General features: G+C 62.6%; 19 protein-coding genes. 17 read left to right on the top strand and 2 right to left on the bottom strand.

Annotation, left to right across the window (positions count from 1 at the left end; translation table 11 throughout):
* The first annotated feature begins 105 nt into the window (after window positions 1-105).
* From BLJAPNOD_RS08065 to BLJAPNOD_RS08090, 6 genes are all read left to right on the top strand, one after another.
* Complete coding sequence (locus BLJAPNOD_RS08065; protein WP_115421189.1) at window positions 106-969, top strand: ABC transporter permease; 864 nt, start codon at window positions 106-108, stop codon at window positions 967-969.
* Complete coding sequence (locus BLJAPNOD_RS08070) at window positions 969-1,760, top strand: ABC transporter permease (RefSeq protein ID WP_077503449.1); 792 nt, start codon at window positions 969-971, stop codon at window positions 1,758-1,760. The genes BLJAPNOD_RS08065 and BLJAPNOD_RS08070 overlap by 1 nt, the downstream gene beginning before the upstream one ends.
* Complete coding sequence (locus BLJAPNOD_RS08075; protein ID WP_115419447.1) at window positions 1,757-2,857, top strand: ABC transporter ATP-binding protein; 1,101 nt, start codon at window positions 1,757-1,759, stop codon at window positions 2,855-2,857. The genes BLJAPNOD_RS08070 and BLJAPNOD_RS08075 overlap by 4 nt, the downstream gene beginning before the upstream one ends.
* 4 nt (window positions 2,858-2,861) lie before the next feature.
* Window positions 2,862-3,596: an MBL fold metallo-hydrolase gene (locus BLJAPNOD_RS08080; protein WP_115419448.1), complete on the top strand. Its 735-nt coding sequence runs from the start codon at window positions 2,862-2,864 to the stop codon at window positions 3,594-3,596.
* Window positions 3,597-3,612: 16 nt separating this feature from the next.
* Window positions 3,613-5,046 (top strand): aldehyde dehydrogenase family protein, encoded by a 1,434-nt coding sequence (locus BLJAPNOD_RS08085; RefSeq protein WP_115419449.1) that lies wholly within the window; start codon window positions 3,613-3,615, stop codon window positions 5,044-5,046.
* Window positions 5,047-5,273: 227 nt separating this feature from the next.
* Window positions 5,274-6,119 carry a DMT family transporter gene (locus BLJAPNOD_RS08090; RefSeq protein ID WP_115419450.1) on the top strand — a complete coding sequence of 282 codons (846 nt, stop codon included), beginning with the start codon at window positions 5,274-5,276 and terminating at the stop codon, window positions 6,117-6,119.
* 107 nt (window positions 6,120-6,226) lie between these two features.
* Here the strand turns inward: BLJAPNOD_RS08090 and BLJAPNOD_RS08095 are convergent, their stop codons facing one another.
* Both BLJAPNOD_RS08095 and BLJAPNOD_RS08100 read right to left on the bottom strand, forming a co-directional pair.
* Window positions 6,227-7,405, bottom strand: coding sequence for an aminotransferase (locus BLJAPNOD_RS08095; protein ID WP_115419451.1), 1,179 nt, complete (start codon window positions 7,403-7,405; stop codon window positions 6,227-6,229).
* Between the two features lie 18 nt (window positions 7,406-7,423).
* Entirely contained in the window at window positions 7,424-8,470 is a 1,047-nt protein-coding gene (locus BLJAPNOD_RS08100) for a LysR substrate-binding domain-containing protein (RefSeq protein ID WP_115421190.1), read from the bottom strand.
* Window positions 8,471-8,691: 221 nt separating this feature from the next.
* On the opposite strand from BLJAPNOD_RS08100, the gene speB reads away from it, so the two are divergent.
* From speB to BLJAPNOD_RS08155, 11 genes are all read left to right on the top strand, one after another.
* On the top strand, window positions 8,692-9,753 hold the full coding sequence (speB, locus tag BLJAPNOD_RS08105; protein WP_115419452.1) for an agmatinase: 1,062 nt from the start codon (window positions 8,692-8,694) through the stop codon (window positions 9,751-9,753).
* Window positions 9,754-9,866: 113 nt separating this feature from the next.
* Complete coding sequence (locus BLJAPNOD_RS08110; RefSeq protein WP_244611006.1) at window positions 9,867-10,643, top strand: transporter substrate-binding domain-containing protein; 777 nt, start codon at window positions 9,867-9,869, stop codon at window positions 10,641-10,643.
* Between the two features lie 63 nt (window positions 10,644-10,706).
* A complete protein-coding gene (locus BLJAPNOD_RS08115; protein WP_077503235.1) occupies window positions 10,707-11,375 on the top strand; it encodes an amino acid ABC transporter permease in 669 nt (222 codons plus the stop codon).
* Window positions 11,372-12,019, top strand: coding sequence for an amino acid ABC transporter permease (locus tag BLJAPNOD_RS08120; RefSeq protein WP_077503236.1), 648 nt, complete (start codon window positions 11,372-11,374; stop codon window positions 12,017-12,019). Before BLJAPNOD_RS08115 ends, BLJAPNOD_RS08120 begins: the two co-directional genes overlap by 4 nt.
* 73 nt (window positions 12,020-12,092) lie before the next feature.
* Window positions 12,093-13,172 carry an ABC transporter substrate-binding protein gene (locus BLJAPNOD_RS08125; protein WP_115419453.1) on the top strand — a complete coding sequence of 360 codons (1,080 nt, stop codon included), beginning with the start codon at window positions 12,093-12,095 and terminating at the stop codon, window positions 13,170-13,172.
* Between the two features lie 117 nt (window positions 13,173-13,289).
* Window positions 13,290-14,327: an ABC transporter ATP-binding protein gene (locus BLJAPNOD_RS08130; RefSeq protein WP_115419454.1), complete on the top strand. Its 1,038-nt coding sequence runs from the start codon at window positions 13,290-13,292 to the stop codon at window positions 14,325-14,327.
* Window positions 14,324-15,178 (top strand): ABC transporter permease, encoded by an 855-nt coding sequence (locus BLJAPNOD_RS08135; RefSeq protein WP_115419455.1) that lies wholly within the window; start codon window positions 14,324-14,326, stop codon window positions 15,176-15,178. Before BLJAPNOD_RS08130 ends, BLJAPNOD_RS08135 begins: the two co-directional genes overlap by 4 nt.
* Entirely contained in the window at window positions 15,175-15,975 is an 801-nt protein-coding gene (locus BLJAPNOD_RS08140) for an ABC transporter permease (RefSeq protein ID WP_115419456.1), read from the top strand. The genes BLJAPNOD_RS08135 and BLJAPNOD_RS08140 overlap by 4 nt, the downstream gene beginning before the upstream one ends.
* Window positions 15,972-16,751, top strand: coding sequence for a carbon-nitrogen hydrolase family protein (locus BLJAPNOD_RS08145; protein WP_115419457.1), 780 nt, complete (start codon window positions 15,972-15,974; stop codon window positions 16,749-16,751). Before BLJAPNOD_RS08140 ends, BLJAPNOD_RS08145 begins: the two co-directional genes overlap by 4 nt.
* Before the next feature lie 115 nt (window positions 16,752-16,866).
* On the top strand, window positions 16,867-17,820 hold the full coding sequence (locus BLJAPNOD_RS08150) for a ring-cleaving dioxygenase (RefSeq protein ID WP_115421191.1): 954 nt from the start codon (window positions 16,867-16,869) through the stop codon (window positions 17,818-17,820).
* A 121-nt stretch (window positions 17,821-17,941) separates the two neighbouring features.
* The gene (locus BLJAPNOD_RS08155) at window positions 17,942-18,505 is read left to right on the top strand and encodes an NADPH-dependent FMN reductase (protein WP_115419458.1); all 564 of its coding nucleotides are present in this window, start codon (window positions 17,942-17,944) and stop codon (window positions 18,503-18,505) included.
* The last annotated feature ends 168 nt before the right edge of the window (window positions 18,506-18,673 follow it).

The following is an 18,673-nucleotide window of genomic DNA, read 5'->3' on the forward strand; positions in this document are numbered from 1 at the left end:
GCGGGTGGCGTTCGCCGATCTGTCAGCCTGATCGCCGCCCCACCTGTCCGTGGGACGGAGGACTGCGACCAGCAGCTTGTCGCGGCGCGCAAATCTGGAGCCTTCATGACTGCGACAACCCTGGAAGATGCCGACCGCCGAAAGGCTTGGGGCTTTGCAGCGCCAGCGCTTTTGTGGACGCTCGCCTTCTTCGTCCTGCCCTTCCTGTTCATGGCCGCGATGAGTCTCTGGAAGCGCGAGGGGCGGGAGATCGCCCGCGTCTGGAACCTCGACAACTACACGCGCTTCTTCGCCGAGAACGCCCTGTTGCAGGGCCTGGTCAATTCGCTCGAAATCACCGTCATCGTCACGGTGCTTTCGGTGCTGCTTGCCTATCCGCTTGCCTGGATCATCGCCGAAAGGGTGCCGAAGCGGTTTCAGCGCATGGCGCTGATCCTGGCGATCCTGCCGTTCTGGACCTCCTATGTCGTGCGCTCCTACTCCTGGCTCCTGGTGCTGTCGAAAAACGGTGTCATCAACCAGATGCTGACCGGCATCGGGCTGATCGGCGAACCGCTGGAGATCGCCAGCACGCGGACGGCAACGGTGATCGGCTTCGTGCATTTCTTCGTCATGCTGTTGACGCTGACCATCTATTCCAACCTGATCCAGCTCTCGCCGAATTATCGTCGTGCGGCCGCCGATCTTGGTGCCAACGCCTTCCAGACCTTCTGGCATGTGGTGCTGCCGCTGACCTTGCCGGGGATCATGACCGGCGCGTTCCTGACCTTCGTGCTGTGCATTGGCGACTACGTGACGCCGCAGATCCTCGGCGGCAACAACGAGCTGGTGCTTCCGCAGATCATCATGCTGCAGCTTGGCCGGCGCGCCGATTTCCCGATGGCAGCAGCGTTGTCAATCATTCTCATGCTGGCCGTCACCGTCGCCTATGTGCTTTGTGCCCGTTGGCTGAAGATCGAGAGGGCATGATGCTGCGCAGAATTCTCATCGGCGGCGTGTCCTGGGCGTACCTCGCTCTCGTCTACGCCTTCATCTTCCTTCCGGTCGCGGTGCTGGTGCTCTTCTCCTTCCAGGACGGACGTCTGCCGGTGCCGCCGTTCAACGGCTTTTCCACGCAATGGTACGAGGCCGTCTTCGTTGATCGCAAGCTGATGGCAGCACTCGGCAATTCGATGCTGGTCGCCATCTCCTCGTCGGTGGTCTCCTGCGTGCTCGGCTTTCTCGCCGCCTATTCGCTGGCTCGTTACAAGCTGCCGGGCTCGGCCCTGCAACGGGGCCTGCTGATCGCGCCGATGACTGTCAGCTATCTCATCATTGCGCTCGGGCTCTTGGCGCTGCTCAATGCTTTGCACATGCCTCTGTCGCTTCTGACTGTTGGTATCGGTCACGTGGTGATCAACCTGCCGCTCTGCTTTGCCATCATCTACGCCTCGATGGGCGATCACCAGATCAACATCGAGCGGGCGGCACGCGATCTCGGCGCCAATGATTTCAAGGTGATGGCGCTGGTGACGGCACCGATGCTGATGCCGTCGATCCTGGCTGCCTTCTTCCTGTCGGTGACCTTCAGCTGGGACGAGTTCATCATCGCCTTCCTGCTGTCGCGCTTCGACGTGACCTTGCCTGTCGAGATCTGGAGCATGCTGCGCTCCGGCCTAAACCCCAAGACCAATGCCATCGGTTCGCTGGTCTTCCTCGCTTCGGTGGCGCTGCTGCTGATCCTCGAGTTTTCCCTGTTCGGAAGGACGAAGAAACAATGACCGCTCCCGTCTCGATCGAAAACGTCAGCAAGACCTTCGGCCACTTCACGGCGCTGGACAAGGTTTCGCTCGATATCCGGGCAGGGGAGTTCATCGTGCTGCTCGGTCCCTCGGGCTGCGGCAAGACCACGCTTCTCTCCATTCTCGGCGGCTTCCTGTCGCCAAGCTCCGGCCGCGTCGTCATCGGCGATCGCGACATGACCTTCGTGACGCCGGCCAAACGCCCGACGACAACGATGTTCCAGGACTACGCGTTGTTCCCGCATATGCGCCTCGTCGACAATGTCGGCTTCGGGCTCCGGATGCGCGGCCTCGGCAAGGCGGAGCGGGATGAGAAGGCACTCGGCTTTCTCGATCTCGTCGGTCTCAAGGCGTCGGCCGGAAAGCGGCCGCACGAGCTTTCCGGCGGCCAGCGTCAGCGCGTGGCGCTTGCCCGTGCCCTTGCTGTCGATCCTGAAGTGCTTTTGCTCGACGAACCGCTTGGTGCACTGGACCTGAAGTTGCGCCGCCAGATGCAGGACGAGCTGAAGGCGATCCAGAAGCGCGTCGGCACCACCTTCGTGCACGTGACCCACGATCAGGAGGAGGCGATGGCGATCGCCGACCGCATCGTCGTCATGAACCAGGGCCGGATCGAGGATTTCGGCCCGCCGTCGCAGATCTACATGCGGCCGCGCTCGCTGTTTTCGGCGGGCTTTATGGGTGAGGTCAATTTCGTTCCCGGCCGCGTGCGGGCCGCCGACGCATTGTCGGCGCAGGTCGAGACCTCGCTCGGCAACCTGGCGCTTCCCGCGGCCAATTTCACCGCTGCCGTGCCGAAGGCCGGCGACGCGATCACGCTCAGCATCCGGCCGGAGCATTTTCGCGGCACCGAAAAATCGGACGATCCGATGTTCGCCTTGGGTGATGCACGGGTTGCCGGCAGCGCCTTCTTCGGCACGCACTACCGCTGCCACCTCCGGCCTTGCGCGACTGATGGCGACGCGCTGGTGGCGCACCTGCCGCAATCCTCGGATGTTCGCGACGGCGAGATTGTCCCCCTTGCCGTGCGGGCGGCCGACGTCGTAGCTTTGCCTGCAGCAAGCGGAACCCTGTAGCAAAATGCGGCGAATTGCTCCGAAAGACTGGTATCAGGTGAAACGTCTCGACGACGATGTCACCTATATCTGCGAACCCTTCATCCAGGAGTTCTATCGCTGCAACATCTGGCATGTGCGCGGCCGCGACCGCGACATGCTTGTTGATAGCGGCATGGGCGTGGTGTCGCTGCGTGAATGGGTGCCGCTGGTCACAGAGCGCAAGCTGACCGCCGTTGCCAGCCATACGCATTTCGACCATATCGGCTGCCATCATGAATTCGAGTGCCGCTGCGTCCATGCAGGCGAAGCGGATCTCTTGGCTCACCCGACACGAAGGAACACGCTGGCCGACCCCTATGTTGCCGATGAGATCTTCGATGCGCTGCCGCCCGAACCTTATGCCTCAGCCACCTATGCGGTGAAGGCGGCGCCGGCGACGCGGCTGCTCGATGACGGCGATCATATCGATCTTGGCGATCGCGTTTTCGAGGTGATCCACACGCCCGGCCATTCCCCCGGCGGCATCGCGCTTTGGGAAGAGAAGACCGGCGTGCTCTTTTCCGGTGACATCCTCTATGACGGGCCGCTAATCGAGGACACCTACCACGCCAATGCCGACGACTATCTGGCGTCGATGGAACGATTGCTGCGCTTGCCCGCGCGTATCGTCCACGGCGGACATTTTCCGAGCTTTTCCGGCGCGCGCTATCGTACGCTGATCAAGGACTGGCTCGCGGAGAAAGAAGAGACAATCTGACGGGAAGGAGGAGCGCATGCTCGACAAGAGGAAGTTTTACATTGATGGCAAATGGGTCGATCCGATCACGCCCAACGATCTGGAGGTGCTGAACCCGGCGACCGAGAAGCCGGTCGCTGTGATCTCGATGGGCACGGCCGCGGACATCGATCGTGCGGTTGCCGCTGCAAAGAAGGCCTTCGCCACCTACAGCCGCACCAGCGTCGACGAGCGCCTCGCGCTGCTCGAAAAGCTGCTGGCAATCTACAAGCGTCGCTATGACGAGATGGTCGCGACCATCACCATGGAACTCGGCGCCCCGACGACGATGACGCGCGAGCAGCAGGCCGATGTCGGCGTCGGCCATCTGCAGGGCTTCATCGATGCGTTGAAGCGGCTGAAGACGCGCGACACGCTGCCGAACGGCGACGTGATCCTGCGCGAGCCGATCGGCGTCTGCGGCCTGATCACCCCCTGGAATTGGCCGATCAACCAGATCGCGCTCAAGGTCGTTCCGGCCCTTGCAACGGGTTCGACCTGCGTGTTGAAGCCGAGCGAATTCACCCCGCTCAACGCCATGCTCTATGCCGAGATGATCGATGAGGCTGGCTTCCCGGCGGGCGTCTTCAATCTCGTCAACGGCGACGGCATCAACGCAGGTGCGGCGCTGTCGAAGCACCGCGACATCGACATGATGTCGTTCACCGGCTCGACGCGCGCCGGCATCGCCGTCAGCAAGGACGCGGCCGAAACGGTCAAACGCGTGACGCTCGAGCTCGGCGGCAAGTCGCCGAATATCGTCTTTGCCGATGCCGACCTCGAAGATCGTGTCGCCGGCAGCGTGCTCGAATGCTTCAACAATTCCGGGCAGTCCTGCGACGCCCCGACGCGCATGCTGGTGGAGCGCAGCGTCTATGACAAGGTGGTCGAGATCGCCGGTCGCGTCGGCCGCGAGGCGGCCGTTGGCGATCCGACCAGGGAGGGCAGCCACATCGGTCCGCTCGTCAGCGACGTCCAGTTCGGCCGGGTGCAGACGCTGATCGAGGCGGGCATCGCCGAGGGCGCGCGTCTTGTCGTCGGTGGTGCGGGCAAGCCTGCGGGCTTCGAGACCGGCTATTTCGTCAAGCCGACCATCTTTGCCGACGTCAACAACACCATGCGCATCGCCCGCGAAGAGGTGTTCGGTCCGGTGCTCGCGATCATCCCCTTCGATACTGAGGAGGAAGCGATCGCGATCGCCAACGACACCAATTACGGCCTTGCCGCCTATGTGCAGACCGGCGACCCCAAGCGAGCCGAACGGGTGGCGTCGCGCCTGCGCGCCGGCATGGTGCACATCAACGGCGGGCCACATCGCTATGGCAGCCCCTTCGGCGGCTACAAGCAGTCCGGCAACGGTCGGGAAGGCGGCATGTTCGGCCTCGAAGATTTCCTCGAGGTCAAGACGGTGCACATCCCCGACGCCGCCTGACAAGACGAAGCATCGCGCCGGTCAGGCGCGATGAAACAAGCTTGCGGCCGCTCGTGCTTCTGCACGGCGGCCGTCTTTGTTGCATCGGGTGATTTATCGCGACTGTCGCCGATGGCGGTCTTCTGTTAGCTGCCTTCCTGAGGGCGCCTTGATCGCCCGCCAGCAGACAGCCGGATTTTGCCGTGACCCCAGCACCCGCCACCGCCTCTTCCCATAACCGCCTTGCCATGGCCGCTCTGCTGATCGGCGGGGCTGCGATCGGCGGTTCGCCGATCTTCGTACGGCTATCCGAGGTCGGGCCGATGGCGACGGCCTTCTGGCGGGTGGCGCTGGCGCTGATCCCGCTTCTCGCCTGGTCCTGGTTTCGCGGAGCGCCCGCGTCCGACCGGCGGCCGGAGAAGCTCTCGGAATATGCGCTGCTGGTGCTGCCGGGCATTTTTCTGGCGATCGACCTTGCCGCTTGGCACTATGCGCTGACCAAGACCTCGGTTGCCAACGCGACCCTGCTTGCCAACCTTGCCCCCGTCTTCGTGACGCTCGCGAGCTGGCTGCTTTTCCGCGCCCGCATCAGCGCCGTCTTTGCCATCGGGCTTGTGACGGCAGTCGTGGGGGTGATCACTCTCAAGGGTGGGCCGATGGCGCTTGGCGACGGCAACCTGCTGGGTGACGGCGTCGCCGTTGTCGCTGCAATGTTCTATGCCGGCTACATCCTGGCGATCGGCCGGCTGCGCAGCCTGTTCAGCACCATCCGCATCATGGTCTGGAGCACGGCATCGGCCGCCATCTGCATGCTGCCGATCGTGCTTTTGTCCGAGCCCACGCTCTTGCCGCCGACGCTCTTCGGCTGGTCGATGCTGTTCGGCCTTGCCTTTGTCAGCCATGCGGGTGGGCAGGTGGCGATCACCTATGCGCTCGCCTATCTGCCACCGGCGTTTTCGTCGCTGACGCTTCTACTGCAGCCGGTGGTGGCAGCCATTCTCGCCTGGATGCTGCTTTCCGAGCCCGTCGGGCTGATGCAGGCAATCGGCGGGGCGATCGTGCTCGTCGGCATCCTGATCGCCCGCCGAGGTTAAGCATTTCCAGGAAAAGTGTGAAGCGGTTTTCCGCCAGGAAATGCGTAAAAACAAAGAAGTCGAGCGTTTCCACGTCGCCGTCGAAACTGGACACGCTCGCGTTCGCTTCAAAGCCCGGGCAGGTTGAAGCCGGCGAGCCGCTCTTCCAACTGGCGGATCGTGTCGGCGTCGGCATTGGCAAAGGCAAAACGCAGGTAGTTTTCCTGGCCCTCGCCAAAATAGTCACCCGGCAGGCAGACGACGCCGGCGAGCTTCGCCAGCTTCTCGGCGACGAACTGCGAATCGATATCCGGGAAGGGATGCCTGATATAGGCGAAATAGGCACCGATCGCCTGCAGCTTCCATTGCGGCAGCCGGCTCATGACGTCACGCAGCGCTTCGGCACGCGCGGCGATCTCGGCGCGATTACCAAGACGCCAATCGGCAAGTGCTGGAATGGCTTTTGCGACCGCTGCCTGCGCCGAGCGCGGCGCGCAGATCTGCAGGTTGTCCATGATCTTGGTGACCTGCTCGACGAGCGCCGGGCCGGCTGTGATTGCGCCGAGGCGATGACCGGGAATGCAGAAGGATTTGGAGAAACTGTAGAGGCCGATGAAGCTGTCCTGCCAGCCTTCCGTCTGCAGCAGGCCGTGCGGTTGAGCGCCTGCATCGGGCAGGAAGTCGCGATAGGTTTCGTCGAGGATCAGCCAGGTGCCGTTGGCGCGGCAGACATCGTGGATGCGCGACAGAAGCTCCGGCGGATAGATCGCGCCGGTCGGATTGTTCGGCGATACCAGCGCGAGCGCGCGAATGCCGGGCCGAAGCGCAGCAGTGATCGCGTCCACCTCGGGCAGGAAGCCGTGACCGGCGTCGCAGGGCACCAGCTCGACATTGATGCCGAGCATGGCCAGTGTCGTTTCCTGGTTGAAGTAGTAGGGGTTGGTCATCAGGATGGTATCGCCGGCAGCGGCGATCGCCATCGCCGTGCAGATGAAAGCCTGGTTGCAGCCCGACGTTATGTGGATGTTGTCTGGCGTGATCGCGGCGCCATAGAGGCCCGCCACATGCGCGGCATAGGCCTCGCGCAGCACCGCTTCGCCTTCGATCGCGCCATAGCCGGTAAAGGCAGTCGATGCGGCGGCTTCGCCGAGCCAGGCCAGCATGTCGGGATGCGCCGGGTAGCCGGGCACTGCCTGCGACAGGTCGATCAGCGGCCCGCGGGAGCCATCATAGCTTTTCGCCCAGGCGAGCACCGACGGCACGGGCGGCGGCGAGAGCTTTTCGACGAGCGGATTGAAATGCGGCATGGCGGGTGTTCCTATGGCTCAGGCTTTGTTCTTGCGTTTCTGTGGGCGTTCCGTGCGCCGGCCGCGGGCCGGAGCTGAAACCGGCTGAAAACCGTCCTTCACCGATTTACGGTCTGTCGGCTCGGATTTCGAGGCTCGGCTGCGAATAATCGTGCGCGCCGACGTCTGCAGTTCCGGCATCGGGTCGCTTTCGAGCGCCGAGAACATCCAGTCGATGAAGATGCGCACGATCGGGGCGGCCAGCACCTCGTTGCGGCAGGCAACGTAAAAGGCATCATTGGCCGGAACCGTCAGGTCGAAGGGCGCGATCAGTTCGCCTCGGGCGATCAGGCTGCCGGCGGTGATGGTGTCGCCAAGCGCGACGCCCTGATTGTGCAGCGCCGCCTCGGTCGAAAGCCGCGCGTCGCTCATGAAATGCTGGCGGCCGCGCTGCAGGTCGCTGGCATCGGCCGCGGCCAGCCACGTGTTCCATTCGCGCCCGTCGTCGCCGTGCAGCATGACGTGGTCGCGCAGGTCGCGCACGGAGCGCAACGGCCGCATGTTGAGCAATGTCGGGCTGACGACCGGGAAGAGGGCAAGGCGGCTCCAGAGCTTCGACCAGCAGCCGGGCCAGTTGCCGTCGCCATAGATCAGGCAGACGTCGACATCAGGCGCATCGAGATAGGCGGCATCATTCGACGCGATCAACGTCAGCTGCACATCGGGAAACTGCTCGGTGAAGAGATGCAGGCGTGGGATCAGCCAAAAAGAGAGGAGGGCCGGCACGCAGGTGATGCGCAGTTCGCCGCTCGTCGTCGGGCGCGTCATGGCGGCGGTCGCCGCCGCGATCTCGGCAAAGGCGTGGGTGACGGCCGGCAGCAGTAGCGCGCCCTGCGGCGTCAGCTTCAGTCGCTTGCCGCCGCGCTCGAACAGCGTGGCGTTGATCGACAGTTCAAGCGCGCGGATCTGGTGGCTGATGGCGCCGTGCGTCACGTTCAGTTCGCGCGCGGCAGACGACACGGAACCACGGCGCGCCGTTGCCTCGAAGGCGCGCAAGGGGTTGAGAGGCGGCAGGCGGCTGGACAAATCTGCGGGTTCCGGCGAGCTCAAACGATGTGAATTTTTCTCACACGAAACGCTATAACAATGTCAATTGATTTTCCAGCGGATTTGTCACCTAATGCTGCTTAACAAGGGCAAAAAGCCTGGGGAACTTGATAGCGCCGGAGAGAACCGGCCCCATCCGCAGATGTTGATCTGTGGCGCCCTCGTGCGCATTCCCCGGCTGACGTGACGGAGGATTGTGGATGGCCTGGGACGATAAGAAGCTTGGCGAACTCAAGGCGAAATACGGCGAGAGCCATGGCGGCGAGCTGTTCGACCCGACCTTCCGCCGTGTTGCCGACAAGATCTTCACCAAGAGCGGCACGCGCCTTGCGCCCTATTCCGGCATTCCGACCTTCCTGACCGCGCCGCACATGGCCGTCGACGCCGACGAGCCTGACTTCGGCAACTTGCAGGTCGCCATCGTCGGCATTCCCATGGATCTCGGCGTCACCAACCGTCCGGGCTCGCGCTTCGGACCGCGGGCGTTGCGTTCGATCGAGCGCATCGGACCCTATAACCACGTGCTCGGCTGCGCGCCGGTTCACGAGCTGCGTGTCGCCGACATCGGTGACGTGCCGTTCCAGAGCCGCTATCGGCTGGAACTCAGCCATGACGACATCGAAAAGCGCATCAACCAGATCGTCGATGCCGGCGTCATTCCGCTGTCTGTCGGTGGCGACCACTCAATCACCCATCCGATCCTGAAGGCCGTCGGCAAGAACAAGCCTGTTGGCATGATCCACATCGATGCCCATTGTGACACCGGCGGCGCCTATGACCTGACCAAGTTCCACCACGGCGGCCCGTTCCGCAACGCGGTGCTTGACGGCGTGCTCGATCCGACCCGCGTGGTGCAGATCGGCATTCGCGGCTCGGCCGAGTATCTCTGGGAGTTCTCCTATGAGTCCGGCATGACCGTGATCCATGCGGAGGAAGTGACCGGTCTCGGCATTCCCGCCATCATCGAGAAGGCGAAGAAGATCGTCGGCGACGGCCCGACCTATCTCTCCTTCGACATCGACAGCCTCGACCCGAGCTTTGCGCCGGGCACCGGAACGCCTGAAGTGGGTGGTCTCACCACCCGCGAAGTGCTGGAACTGATCCGCGGCTTCAAGGGCGTCAATCTTGTCGGCGGCGACGTCGTCGAGGTCGCGCCGCAATATGATGCGACCACCAACACGGCGCATGCCGGCGCCCAGGTGCTGTTCGAGATCCTCAGCCTCATGGTGTTCAGCCCGGCCGTTATCGGCAAATCGGCCTGACACTTCAGAGAAAGATTCGTCGGCTGCCGGACTGGAAGCGGCGGCCGACCAGAAAATGCCCACAATCAACAATGCTTCCAGACAGGGGAACGACAATGACACTTCAAAAGACAATGAAAGCAGCCTTCGCTGCCGCTCTGATGCTGGGTGCCGCAACCGGTATCGCGCGTGCCGACGCGCTCGCCGATATCAAATCGGCCGGCCAGATCAATGTTGGGATCTTTTCGGATTTCCCGCCCTTCTCCTCGGCCAGCGCCGACATGAGCATCAAGGGTTATGACGTCGACGTCGCCCAGCAGATCGCCGATGGTCTCGGCGTCAAGCTGAACCTCGTCAGTGTCACCGGCCAGAACCGCATTCCCTATCTCAACGACAAGCGCGTCGACATCCTGATGAGCGTCGGCTTCTCCAAGGAGCGTGCCGAAGTGATCGACTTCGCAGCCGCCTACGCGCCTTACTACATCGCCGTCATCGGCCCGGCGGACCTCAAGGTCGCCGGCAAGGACGACCTTGCCGACAAGACGATCGCCGTCAACCGCGGCACGCTGGAGGATACTTCGCTGACCGAGGCCGCGCCGTCGAGCGCCGCAATCCAGCGCTTCGACAACTACAACGCCGTCATCCAGGCGTTCATCTCCGGCCAGACCCAGCTGATGGTCGTCGGCAACGACGTCGGTGCGCAGGTGCTTGCCCGCCAGGAGGCGCTGAAGCCCGAACAGAAGTTCCAGCTCCTGACCTCGCCGTCGCATATCGGTCTCAACAAGAACGAGGAAGCGCTGAAGACGGCGGTCAACGACGCCGTTGCCAAGATGCTGGCCGACGGCAAGCTGAACGCCAGCTCCGAGGCCTGGCTGAAGACGCCGCTCAACCCCGAAAACCTCAAGGACTAATCCGCTCTTGACGCCCACGGGGACTTGGCGTCTCCGTGGGCCTTTCGGGGAAAGGTTGCGACGATGGGTTACAGCCTCGATTTCGGGTGGCTTCGGGATGCCGCGGGCGCAATTGCCCACGGCGCCGCGATGACGCTCTTCCTGATCGCCTGCACCACCGTGCTCGGCATTCTGATCAGCATTCTCTTTGCCGCCGCCCGCCGCAGCCGCTACGGCGTCTTGCGCAAGGCGGTCGCCGTCTATGTCGAAGTGATCCGCAACACGCCGTTTCTGGTGCAGCTGTTCTTCATCTACTTCGGTCTGCCGAGCATCGGCATCCGGCTCGATCCGATCGTCGCTGCCATCCTGGCGATGACGCTCAACATGGCGGCCTACACTACGGAGATCGTCGGCGCCGGCCTCGACGCCGTGCCGAAGGGCCAGGGCGAGGCTGCATATGCGCTCGGGCTCAGGCCACGGCAGGTCTTCGTCAAGATCATCCTGCCGCAGGCGCTGAAGGTCATCTTTCCGGCGCTGATCAGCCAGGTGATCATCATGATGCTGGAATCGGCCGTCGTCTCGCAGATCGCGGTGCGGGAGCTTGCTCATGAGGCCGACCTGCTGCAAGCGCGGACATTCCGCTCCTTCGAAACCTATTTCGTCGTCACGCTGATCTATCTCGCGCTGTCGATGGCGATCCGCCGCCTGTTTGTGGCCGGCGGCAGGCGTGTGCTGGGAGCGGGCGTGTCATGATCGAGTTCACCTTCTGGGACATCGTACGCAACCTGGTATTCGCCACCCGCTGGACGGTGCTTCTGTCGGCCGTTGCCTTTGCCGGCGGTGCTGCCGTCGGCCTCATGATCCTGTTTGCGCGCATATCGAAACAGAAGTGGCTGCGCCGCTTCGGTTCGGGCTACATCGCGCTGTTTCAGGGCACGCCGCTGTTGATGCAGCTGTTCCTCATGTTCTTCGGTCTGCCGATGCTCGGCTTTCGTATCGAGCCTTGGACGGCTGCGGCGCTGGGGCTGACCTTTTATGCCAGCGCCTATCTCGCCGAGATCTGGCGCGGCGGCGTCGAGGCATTGCCGCTCGGCCAGTGGGATGCCGGCGCCAGCCTCGGGCTGCACCGCCTGCAGGAGCTGCGGCTGGTGATCCTGCCGCAGGCGTTTGCAATCACCCGGCCGCCGATCGTGGGCTTTCTCGTCCAGCTCATCAAGAGCACGGCGCTGACGTCGATCATCGGCTTCGAGGAGCTTCTCAGAACAGCCAATGCGATCAATAATGCAACCTTCGAACCTTTCACGGTCTATGGGCTGGTTGCGGTGATCTTCTTCGTGCTGTGTTATCCGCTGACACAATATGCACGCATGCTGGAGCGCAAAATACCCGCGCACTGAGACCGAAAATGTGCAAGAAATCAACGAGAACAGGGAACAAGGCGGATCACCGCCGAAACAAAGGAGACAGACGATGATTACAACTTCCATCAAGCGCCGCACGCTGCTCGGCGCGGGCCTTGCCGGTGCTTCGATGCTGGCGATGCCCTCGGTGCTGCGCGCCCAGGACAAGTCGCTGAAGGTCGGCGTTTACGGCGGCTATTTCAAAACCTCGTTCGACAAGAACATCTTTCCGGAATTCACCAAGGCGACGGGGATCGCCGTCGAATCGATTGCCGAGCCGACCGGCGAAGCCTGGCTCGTCCAGCTCGAACAGGCAGCACGCGCCGGCCAGGCGCCAGCCGACGTTTCGATGATGTCGCAGGTGGCGATGCTGAAAGGTCAGTCGACCGAGCTTTGGACGCCGATCGACATGGCGAAGATCAAGAACGGCTCGAACCTGATCGACCGCTTCATCAACAAGTATCCGGACGGCCGCGTTGCCGGTATCGGGGCCGTCTCCTGGTACATTACGCTGGTGACCAACACCGACGTCTTCAAGGAAGCGCCGACCTCCTGGGCCGCCTTCTGGGATCCGGCAAACGCCGACAAGCTCGGCCTGCTGGCGCTGGTTTCCAACTCGTTCCTGCTCGAAGTGACCGCCAAGACCTTCTTCGGCGGCACCAATGCGCTCGACACCGAAGAAGGCATCCTCAAGGTCTTCGAAAAGCTCGCCGAGGTGAAACCGAACGTCCGACTCTGGTATCGCGACGAGGCGCAGTTCGAGCAGTCGCTGAAGTCGGGCGAAATTCCGATGGGCCAGTATTACCACGACGTGACCGGCCTTGCGGCTGCCGACGGCAATCCGGTACGTTCAACCTTCCCGAAGGAAGGCGGCATCCAGGATTCCGGTTGCTGGGCGCTGTCGCGCGCGTCGCAGAAGTCCGAGGAAGCCCATATCTTCATCGACTACATGTGCCAGCCTTCGATCCAGGCGACCCTGTCGCGCAAGGTAGGCACGTCGCCGACCGTCAGACGCGAAGTCACTGACCTGACGGACAAGGAATTCGCAGCCGTTTCGTCCGACATCGAGCCGATCGTGCCGCGCTACGACCTCTATCAGTCCAAGTCGGATTGGCTGAACCAGAAGTGGACCGAGCTGATCGTCGGCTGATGATAGGACGTTGGCCCTCCGCTTCTTTTAGGGGAGGGCCGGAGCTCAATTGAAGGGGGCGTCGTCTCCCTTGTAACCCCTCCCGCAAACGGGAGGGGACTATCCCGCGGAGAGACAATGTCCGGACTTGCCCTTCAAAACGTCGTCAAGGAATTCGGATCGTTCAGAGCCGTCAACAACGTCGACCTCAACGTGCCGCACGGGACGTTCGTCTGCATGCTCGGGCCCTCAGGCTGCGGCAAGACCACGCTTTTGCGCATGATCGCCGGCCTTGACCTGCCGACCGGTGGAGCGATCCGGCTTGATGGCGATGACATCACCCATGTGCCGACGCACAAGCGCAACCTCGGCATGGTCTTCCAGTCGCTGGCGCTGTTCCCGCATCTGACCGTCGGCGAGAACATCGCCTATCCCTTGCGCATCCGCGGTGCGGCAAAGGAAGACCAGAAGAAGCGGGTCGACGAGCTGCTGTCGATGATCCATCTGACCGGTTATGCGGACAGGCCCGTTGCCAAACTTTCAGGGGGCCAGCGCCAGCGCGTGGCGATTGCCCGGGCGCTTGCGATCTCGCCCAAGCTTTTCCTTCTCGATGAGCCGCTCTCGGCACTCGACGCAAAGCTGCGCGAGGCGATGCAGGTGGAACTGCGCCAATTGCAGCAGAAGCTAGGGATCACCACCATCGTCGTCACCCACGATCAGCGCGAAGCAATGACCATGGCCGACACTGTTGTCGTCATGAACGGCGGCGAAATCCGCCAGTCGGCATCGCCGATCGAGATCTACCGCCGACCGGCCGACAGTTTTGTTGCCGACTTCATCGGCCAGACCAATCTTCTCGAAGTGCAGGCCGACAGCACTGGGCGCGTCGAGGTGCTGGGACAGCCGATTGCCGGCCTCGCCCTGCCGGCGGGCGCCTCCAAGGGAACGCTGTCGGTTCGCCCTGAAGACGTGCATCTGACCGCGCCCGGAGCCGGGGCGCTTTCCGGCAAGGTCACCTTCGTGCGCGATCTCGGCGGCACGATCGAAACCTTCGTCGACATTGCCGGCCGGCAGATCGTCGCGGTGTCGACGCCGCGTGCACGGCCAGACGTTACCGTCGGCCAGGAGGTCGGCATCGCGCTCACTCCTGATGTTTGCGTGGTGCTGAAAAAATGAGACGCGAACCGCCCCAGACCCTTGGCGATTACGCGCCACTTCTCTTTCCCGCCGCGATGCTGACGATCTTCTTTGTCGTGCCCTTCGGCACGATGATCGCCGTCAGCTTCTTCCAGCGCCAGCAGGGCGGCTTCTACACGCCGGCCTTCGTCTTCGACAATTATGCGCGTTTCCTTTCCGCCTTCTTCGGCGGCGTACTCGGTTTCTCGCTGCTGCTTGCCATCACCGTGGCGATCTGCTGCGTCGTGCTGGCGCTGCCCTTTACCTACATGCTGACGCGTATGGGGCGAAAGGTGCAGGTGCTCTGGCTGGTGGCGCTGCTCTCGATCCTGTCGCTGTCGGAAGTCATCATCGGCTTTGCCTGGTCGACGCTGTTTTCGCGCACCGCAGGGATCACCAACATTCTCGTGGCGCTCGGCGTCATGAGCGAGGCGAAGGCGCTGACGCCGAGTTTCGGCGCGGTCTTGACCGGCATGGTCTACCAGGCGTTCCCCTACACGGTGCTGGTGCTTTTTCCCGCACTGGTTAGGCTTGACCCGACACTGACGGAGGCAGCCCGGACGCTCGGCGCTTCGCCGCTCAAAGCCTTCTTCACCGTCGTCGTGCCGGCGCTCAGAAACACCATTACTGCCACTCTGATCATGGTGTTCATCTTCGCGCTCGGCTCCTACCTCTTGCCGCAGTTGCTCGGCCGGCCGCAGCATTGGACGCTGTCGGTGCTGATCACCGACCAGGCGATCTACCAGTCGAACATGCCTTTCGCCGCGGCGATGGCCGTGTTCCTGGTGCTGGTGACGCTCGGGCTCGTGGCGTTGACCGTGATCGCCGGACGCAAGGGAGAAGCGGTATGACCTCGATCTTCCGCAAGGCCTACTTCTTCCTGATCGGGCTCTTTCTGGCACTGCCTCTGATCGTCGTTGCCGGCGTCTCGGTCAATGCCAAGCAGACGCTCGCCTTTCCGCCGCAGGGTTTTTCGCTCTCCTGGTACGGCGAGATCTTCTTCAATCCGGAATGGCGCAGCGCGCTTTTTGCCTCCGTCACGCTGGCTTTGCTGTCGGCGGCACTTGCGGTCGCGATCGCGTTGCCGCTCGCCTGGTTCCTCTGGCGGCGGATCGCGCCCTGGGCCAACATTTTCCAGGTGCTCGGTGTCGCGCCCTTCACGCTGCCGCCGGTCATCACCGCTCTCGGCATGCTCACATTCTGGGCGACGGTCGGTTTTTACGGCCAGCCCTGGACCGCGGTCGTCAGCCACGCGATCTTCTTCGTCACGCTACCGCTGGTCACCCTGTCGCTGGGATTTACCTCGATCGACCGGTCCCTGGTCGAGGCGGCATCGACCATGGGCGCAGACGAACGCACGATCTTCCGCACCGTCGTCCTGCCGCTGATCCTGCCCTATATCGTCTCCGGCTACGCGTTTGCCTTCGTGTTGTCGCTCAACGAATACATCGTCGCCTACATGACCGTCGGCTTCACCATGGAAACGCTGCCGATCAAGATCTTCAACGCGCTTCGCTACGGCTACACGCCGACCATGGCGTCGGTCACGGTGCTTTTCGTCACCACGGCCGCCGTGATCTTCGGTCTCGTTGCCCGCTTCGGCGATCTGCCGAAGCTTTTGGGCGCCATGTCGTCGGACGGAAAATGATGAAGCTCGCCGCGCTCCAGATGCAATCGGCCTGCGGCAACGTCGCCGCCAATCTCGACCGCCTCGAGCGGGCGGCAAAGGAGGCTGTTGCGAAAGATGCAACACTGCTGATGACGCCGGAACTCGGGCTCACCGGTTATGGTGCGGGCGACGCCATCCGCGATCTCGCCGAGCCCGTGGACGGGCCGATCGTCAAGCGCCTGGCGCAGATATCGCGGGAGACCGGCATCGCGCTAATTGCCGGTTTTGCCGAGCGGGATGGCGACGCCGTCTACAACAGCGCCGTCTATGTCGATGGCGATGCGAAGCCAACCGTCTACCGGAAATCGCATCTCTACGGCGATTACGAGCGATCGCTGTTTGCGCCCGAAAAACCGACTACGCGGCTCTTCGTCCATCGCGGCGTCACCTGCGGCATGCTGATCTGCTACGACGTTGAGTTTCCTGAGAATGTGCGCCGGCTGGCATTGGCAGGCGCCGAGGCGGTTCTTGTTCCGACGGCGTTGCCGGCGGGGTGGTCTGGCACCTTCATCACCGACCACATGATCCAGACACGCGCTTTCGAGAATCAGGTTTTTGTCGCCTATATCAACCATTGCGGCTCCGATCCGCTTTTCTCCTTTGCCGGCCTCTCGCGGATCGCATCGCCGGACGGGCAGGTGCTCGCCAAGGGTGACGCGGGCCACGAGACGCTGATTTTTGCCGACATCAATCCGGCAAGCTTTGCGATCTCGCGGTTGGAAAATACCTATCTCGGTGACCTGAACCGAGCCTGAGACATCTGGAGATCGTTCACTCCTGAAGAACATTCCGTTCTCCATTGTCCACTTTCGCAATCGCCGTGCCGACCCATATTGTGCTCAACGGAAAAGCCACACATTGGAGGCAATCATGAGTTTGCAACTGACGGGTATCCATCATCTGACGGCGATCACGGCGAACGCGCCGGAAAACCTGCGCTTCTACACGAAGGTTCTCGGGCTTCGCCTGGTCAAGAAGACTGTCAACCAGGACGATACCACCGCCTATCACCTCTTCTACGCCGACGGCAAAGCCACGCCCGGAACGGACCTGACCTTCTTCGACTGGCCGGTGGGCCGGGAAGGCCGCGGCACACACAGCATCTCGCGCACTGGCCTGCGGGTCGGTAGCGGCGATAGTGTTCGCTGGTGGAAGGGCCGCCTCGACGAGATGAAGGTGACTGCCGGCGACGTCAGCGAAATCGATGGCCGCACCTCGCTCGACTTCGAGGATGGCGAAGGCCAGCGTTTCCGGCTGATCGACGACGGCGGACTTTCGCCTTCGCACCCCTGGGAAAGGAGCCCGGTTGCGGCCGAGCACCAGATCAAGGGTCTTGGTCCCATCACCATCAGCGTTCCTGATATCACCAACACCGAGCTGGTGCTGACCAAGGTGATGAACATGATCGAGGCGAGACGCTATCCGTCGCCGGATGGCGAGGGTCAGGTTCATGTGTTCTCAATGGGCGAGGGCGGTCCGGCGGCTGAGTTGCATGTGGCGGTTCAGCCGGGTCTGCCGATTGCTCGTCAGGGGGCTGGCGCCGTGCATCACGTCGCCTTCCGGGCGCCGGATACGGATGCGCTGACGGAATGGACAGAGCGCCTGCAGGGCTTCCGCCTGCCGTCGAGCGGTGAGGTCGAGCGCTACTATTTCCGCTCGCTCTACTTCCGCGAGCCGAACGGCGTCTTGTTCGAGATCGCCACCGACGGACCGGGTTTTGCGGTGGACGAACCGATGGAGACGCTCGGCGAAAGCCTGTCGCTGCCGCCGTTCCTGGAGCCGAAGCGCGCCCAGATCGAGGCACGGCTGAAGCCGCTGGAGTAACGATGAAATTGCAAAAAGCCGGGACTCGTCCCCGGCTTTTTCGTCTATATCCCTCTGATCCCATTGGCTTTCTGACTGCTCCGACCCATGATGGCGGCAACAGGCAGAAAAGGGTCAGGTCATGGTGAAAATCCTCGGCATTTCAGGAAGCCTCAGAAAGGCGTCGTTCAACACTGGTCTGATGAGGGCGGCCGCGGCCGATGCGCCCGACGGTATCGAGTTCGACACCGCGACGCTGCACGGCATTCCGCTCTATGACGGCGACGTCGAAGCAAAGGACGGAAATCCCGAAGCGGTCACCGCGCTGAAGCATAAGATCATGGCGGCCGACGGCGTGATCTTGTTCACGCCGGAATACAACAATTCGATGCCCGGTGTTTTCAAGAATGCGATCGATTGGCTGAGCCGGCCCTCGGCCGATATCGCCAAGGTGTTCCGTGGCCGGCATTTTGCGCTTGCGGGCACGTCGCCCGGCAATTTCGGCACGATCCTCAGCCAGAATGCCTGGCTGCCGGTCATGCGCACGCTCGGCGCCGAACTCTGGTCGGGCAAGCGGCTGATGCTGCCGCGTGCGGAAACCTTGTTCGATCAGGATGGGGTGCTGACGGACTCAGAAGCCGGCGATAGGCTGCGCGCGTTCGTCAAGGCTTTCGCCGACTTTGCCGGAGCGCAGAACGGCCGTTAAGACCGTCGCTTCTGAAGCGAATTCTTCAGGTCTTGCCTATGGCGAAAGACCGAATTTTGTCGTCCTCGGGCTCGACCAGAGGATCCATAGTGGTTGCCCACACGGCCCTTCAGGGATTGGCGGGTATGGATGCTCGGGTCAAACCCGAGCATGACGTTGAGCGTGGGT

It is taken from the genome of Ensifer sp. M14 (assembly GCF_003355565.1).
In the GTDB taxonomy this organism is placed as follows: Bacteria; Pseudomonadota; Alphaproteobacteria; order Rhizobiales; family Rhizobiaceae; genus Ensifer.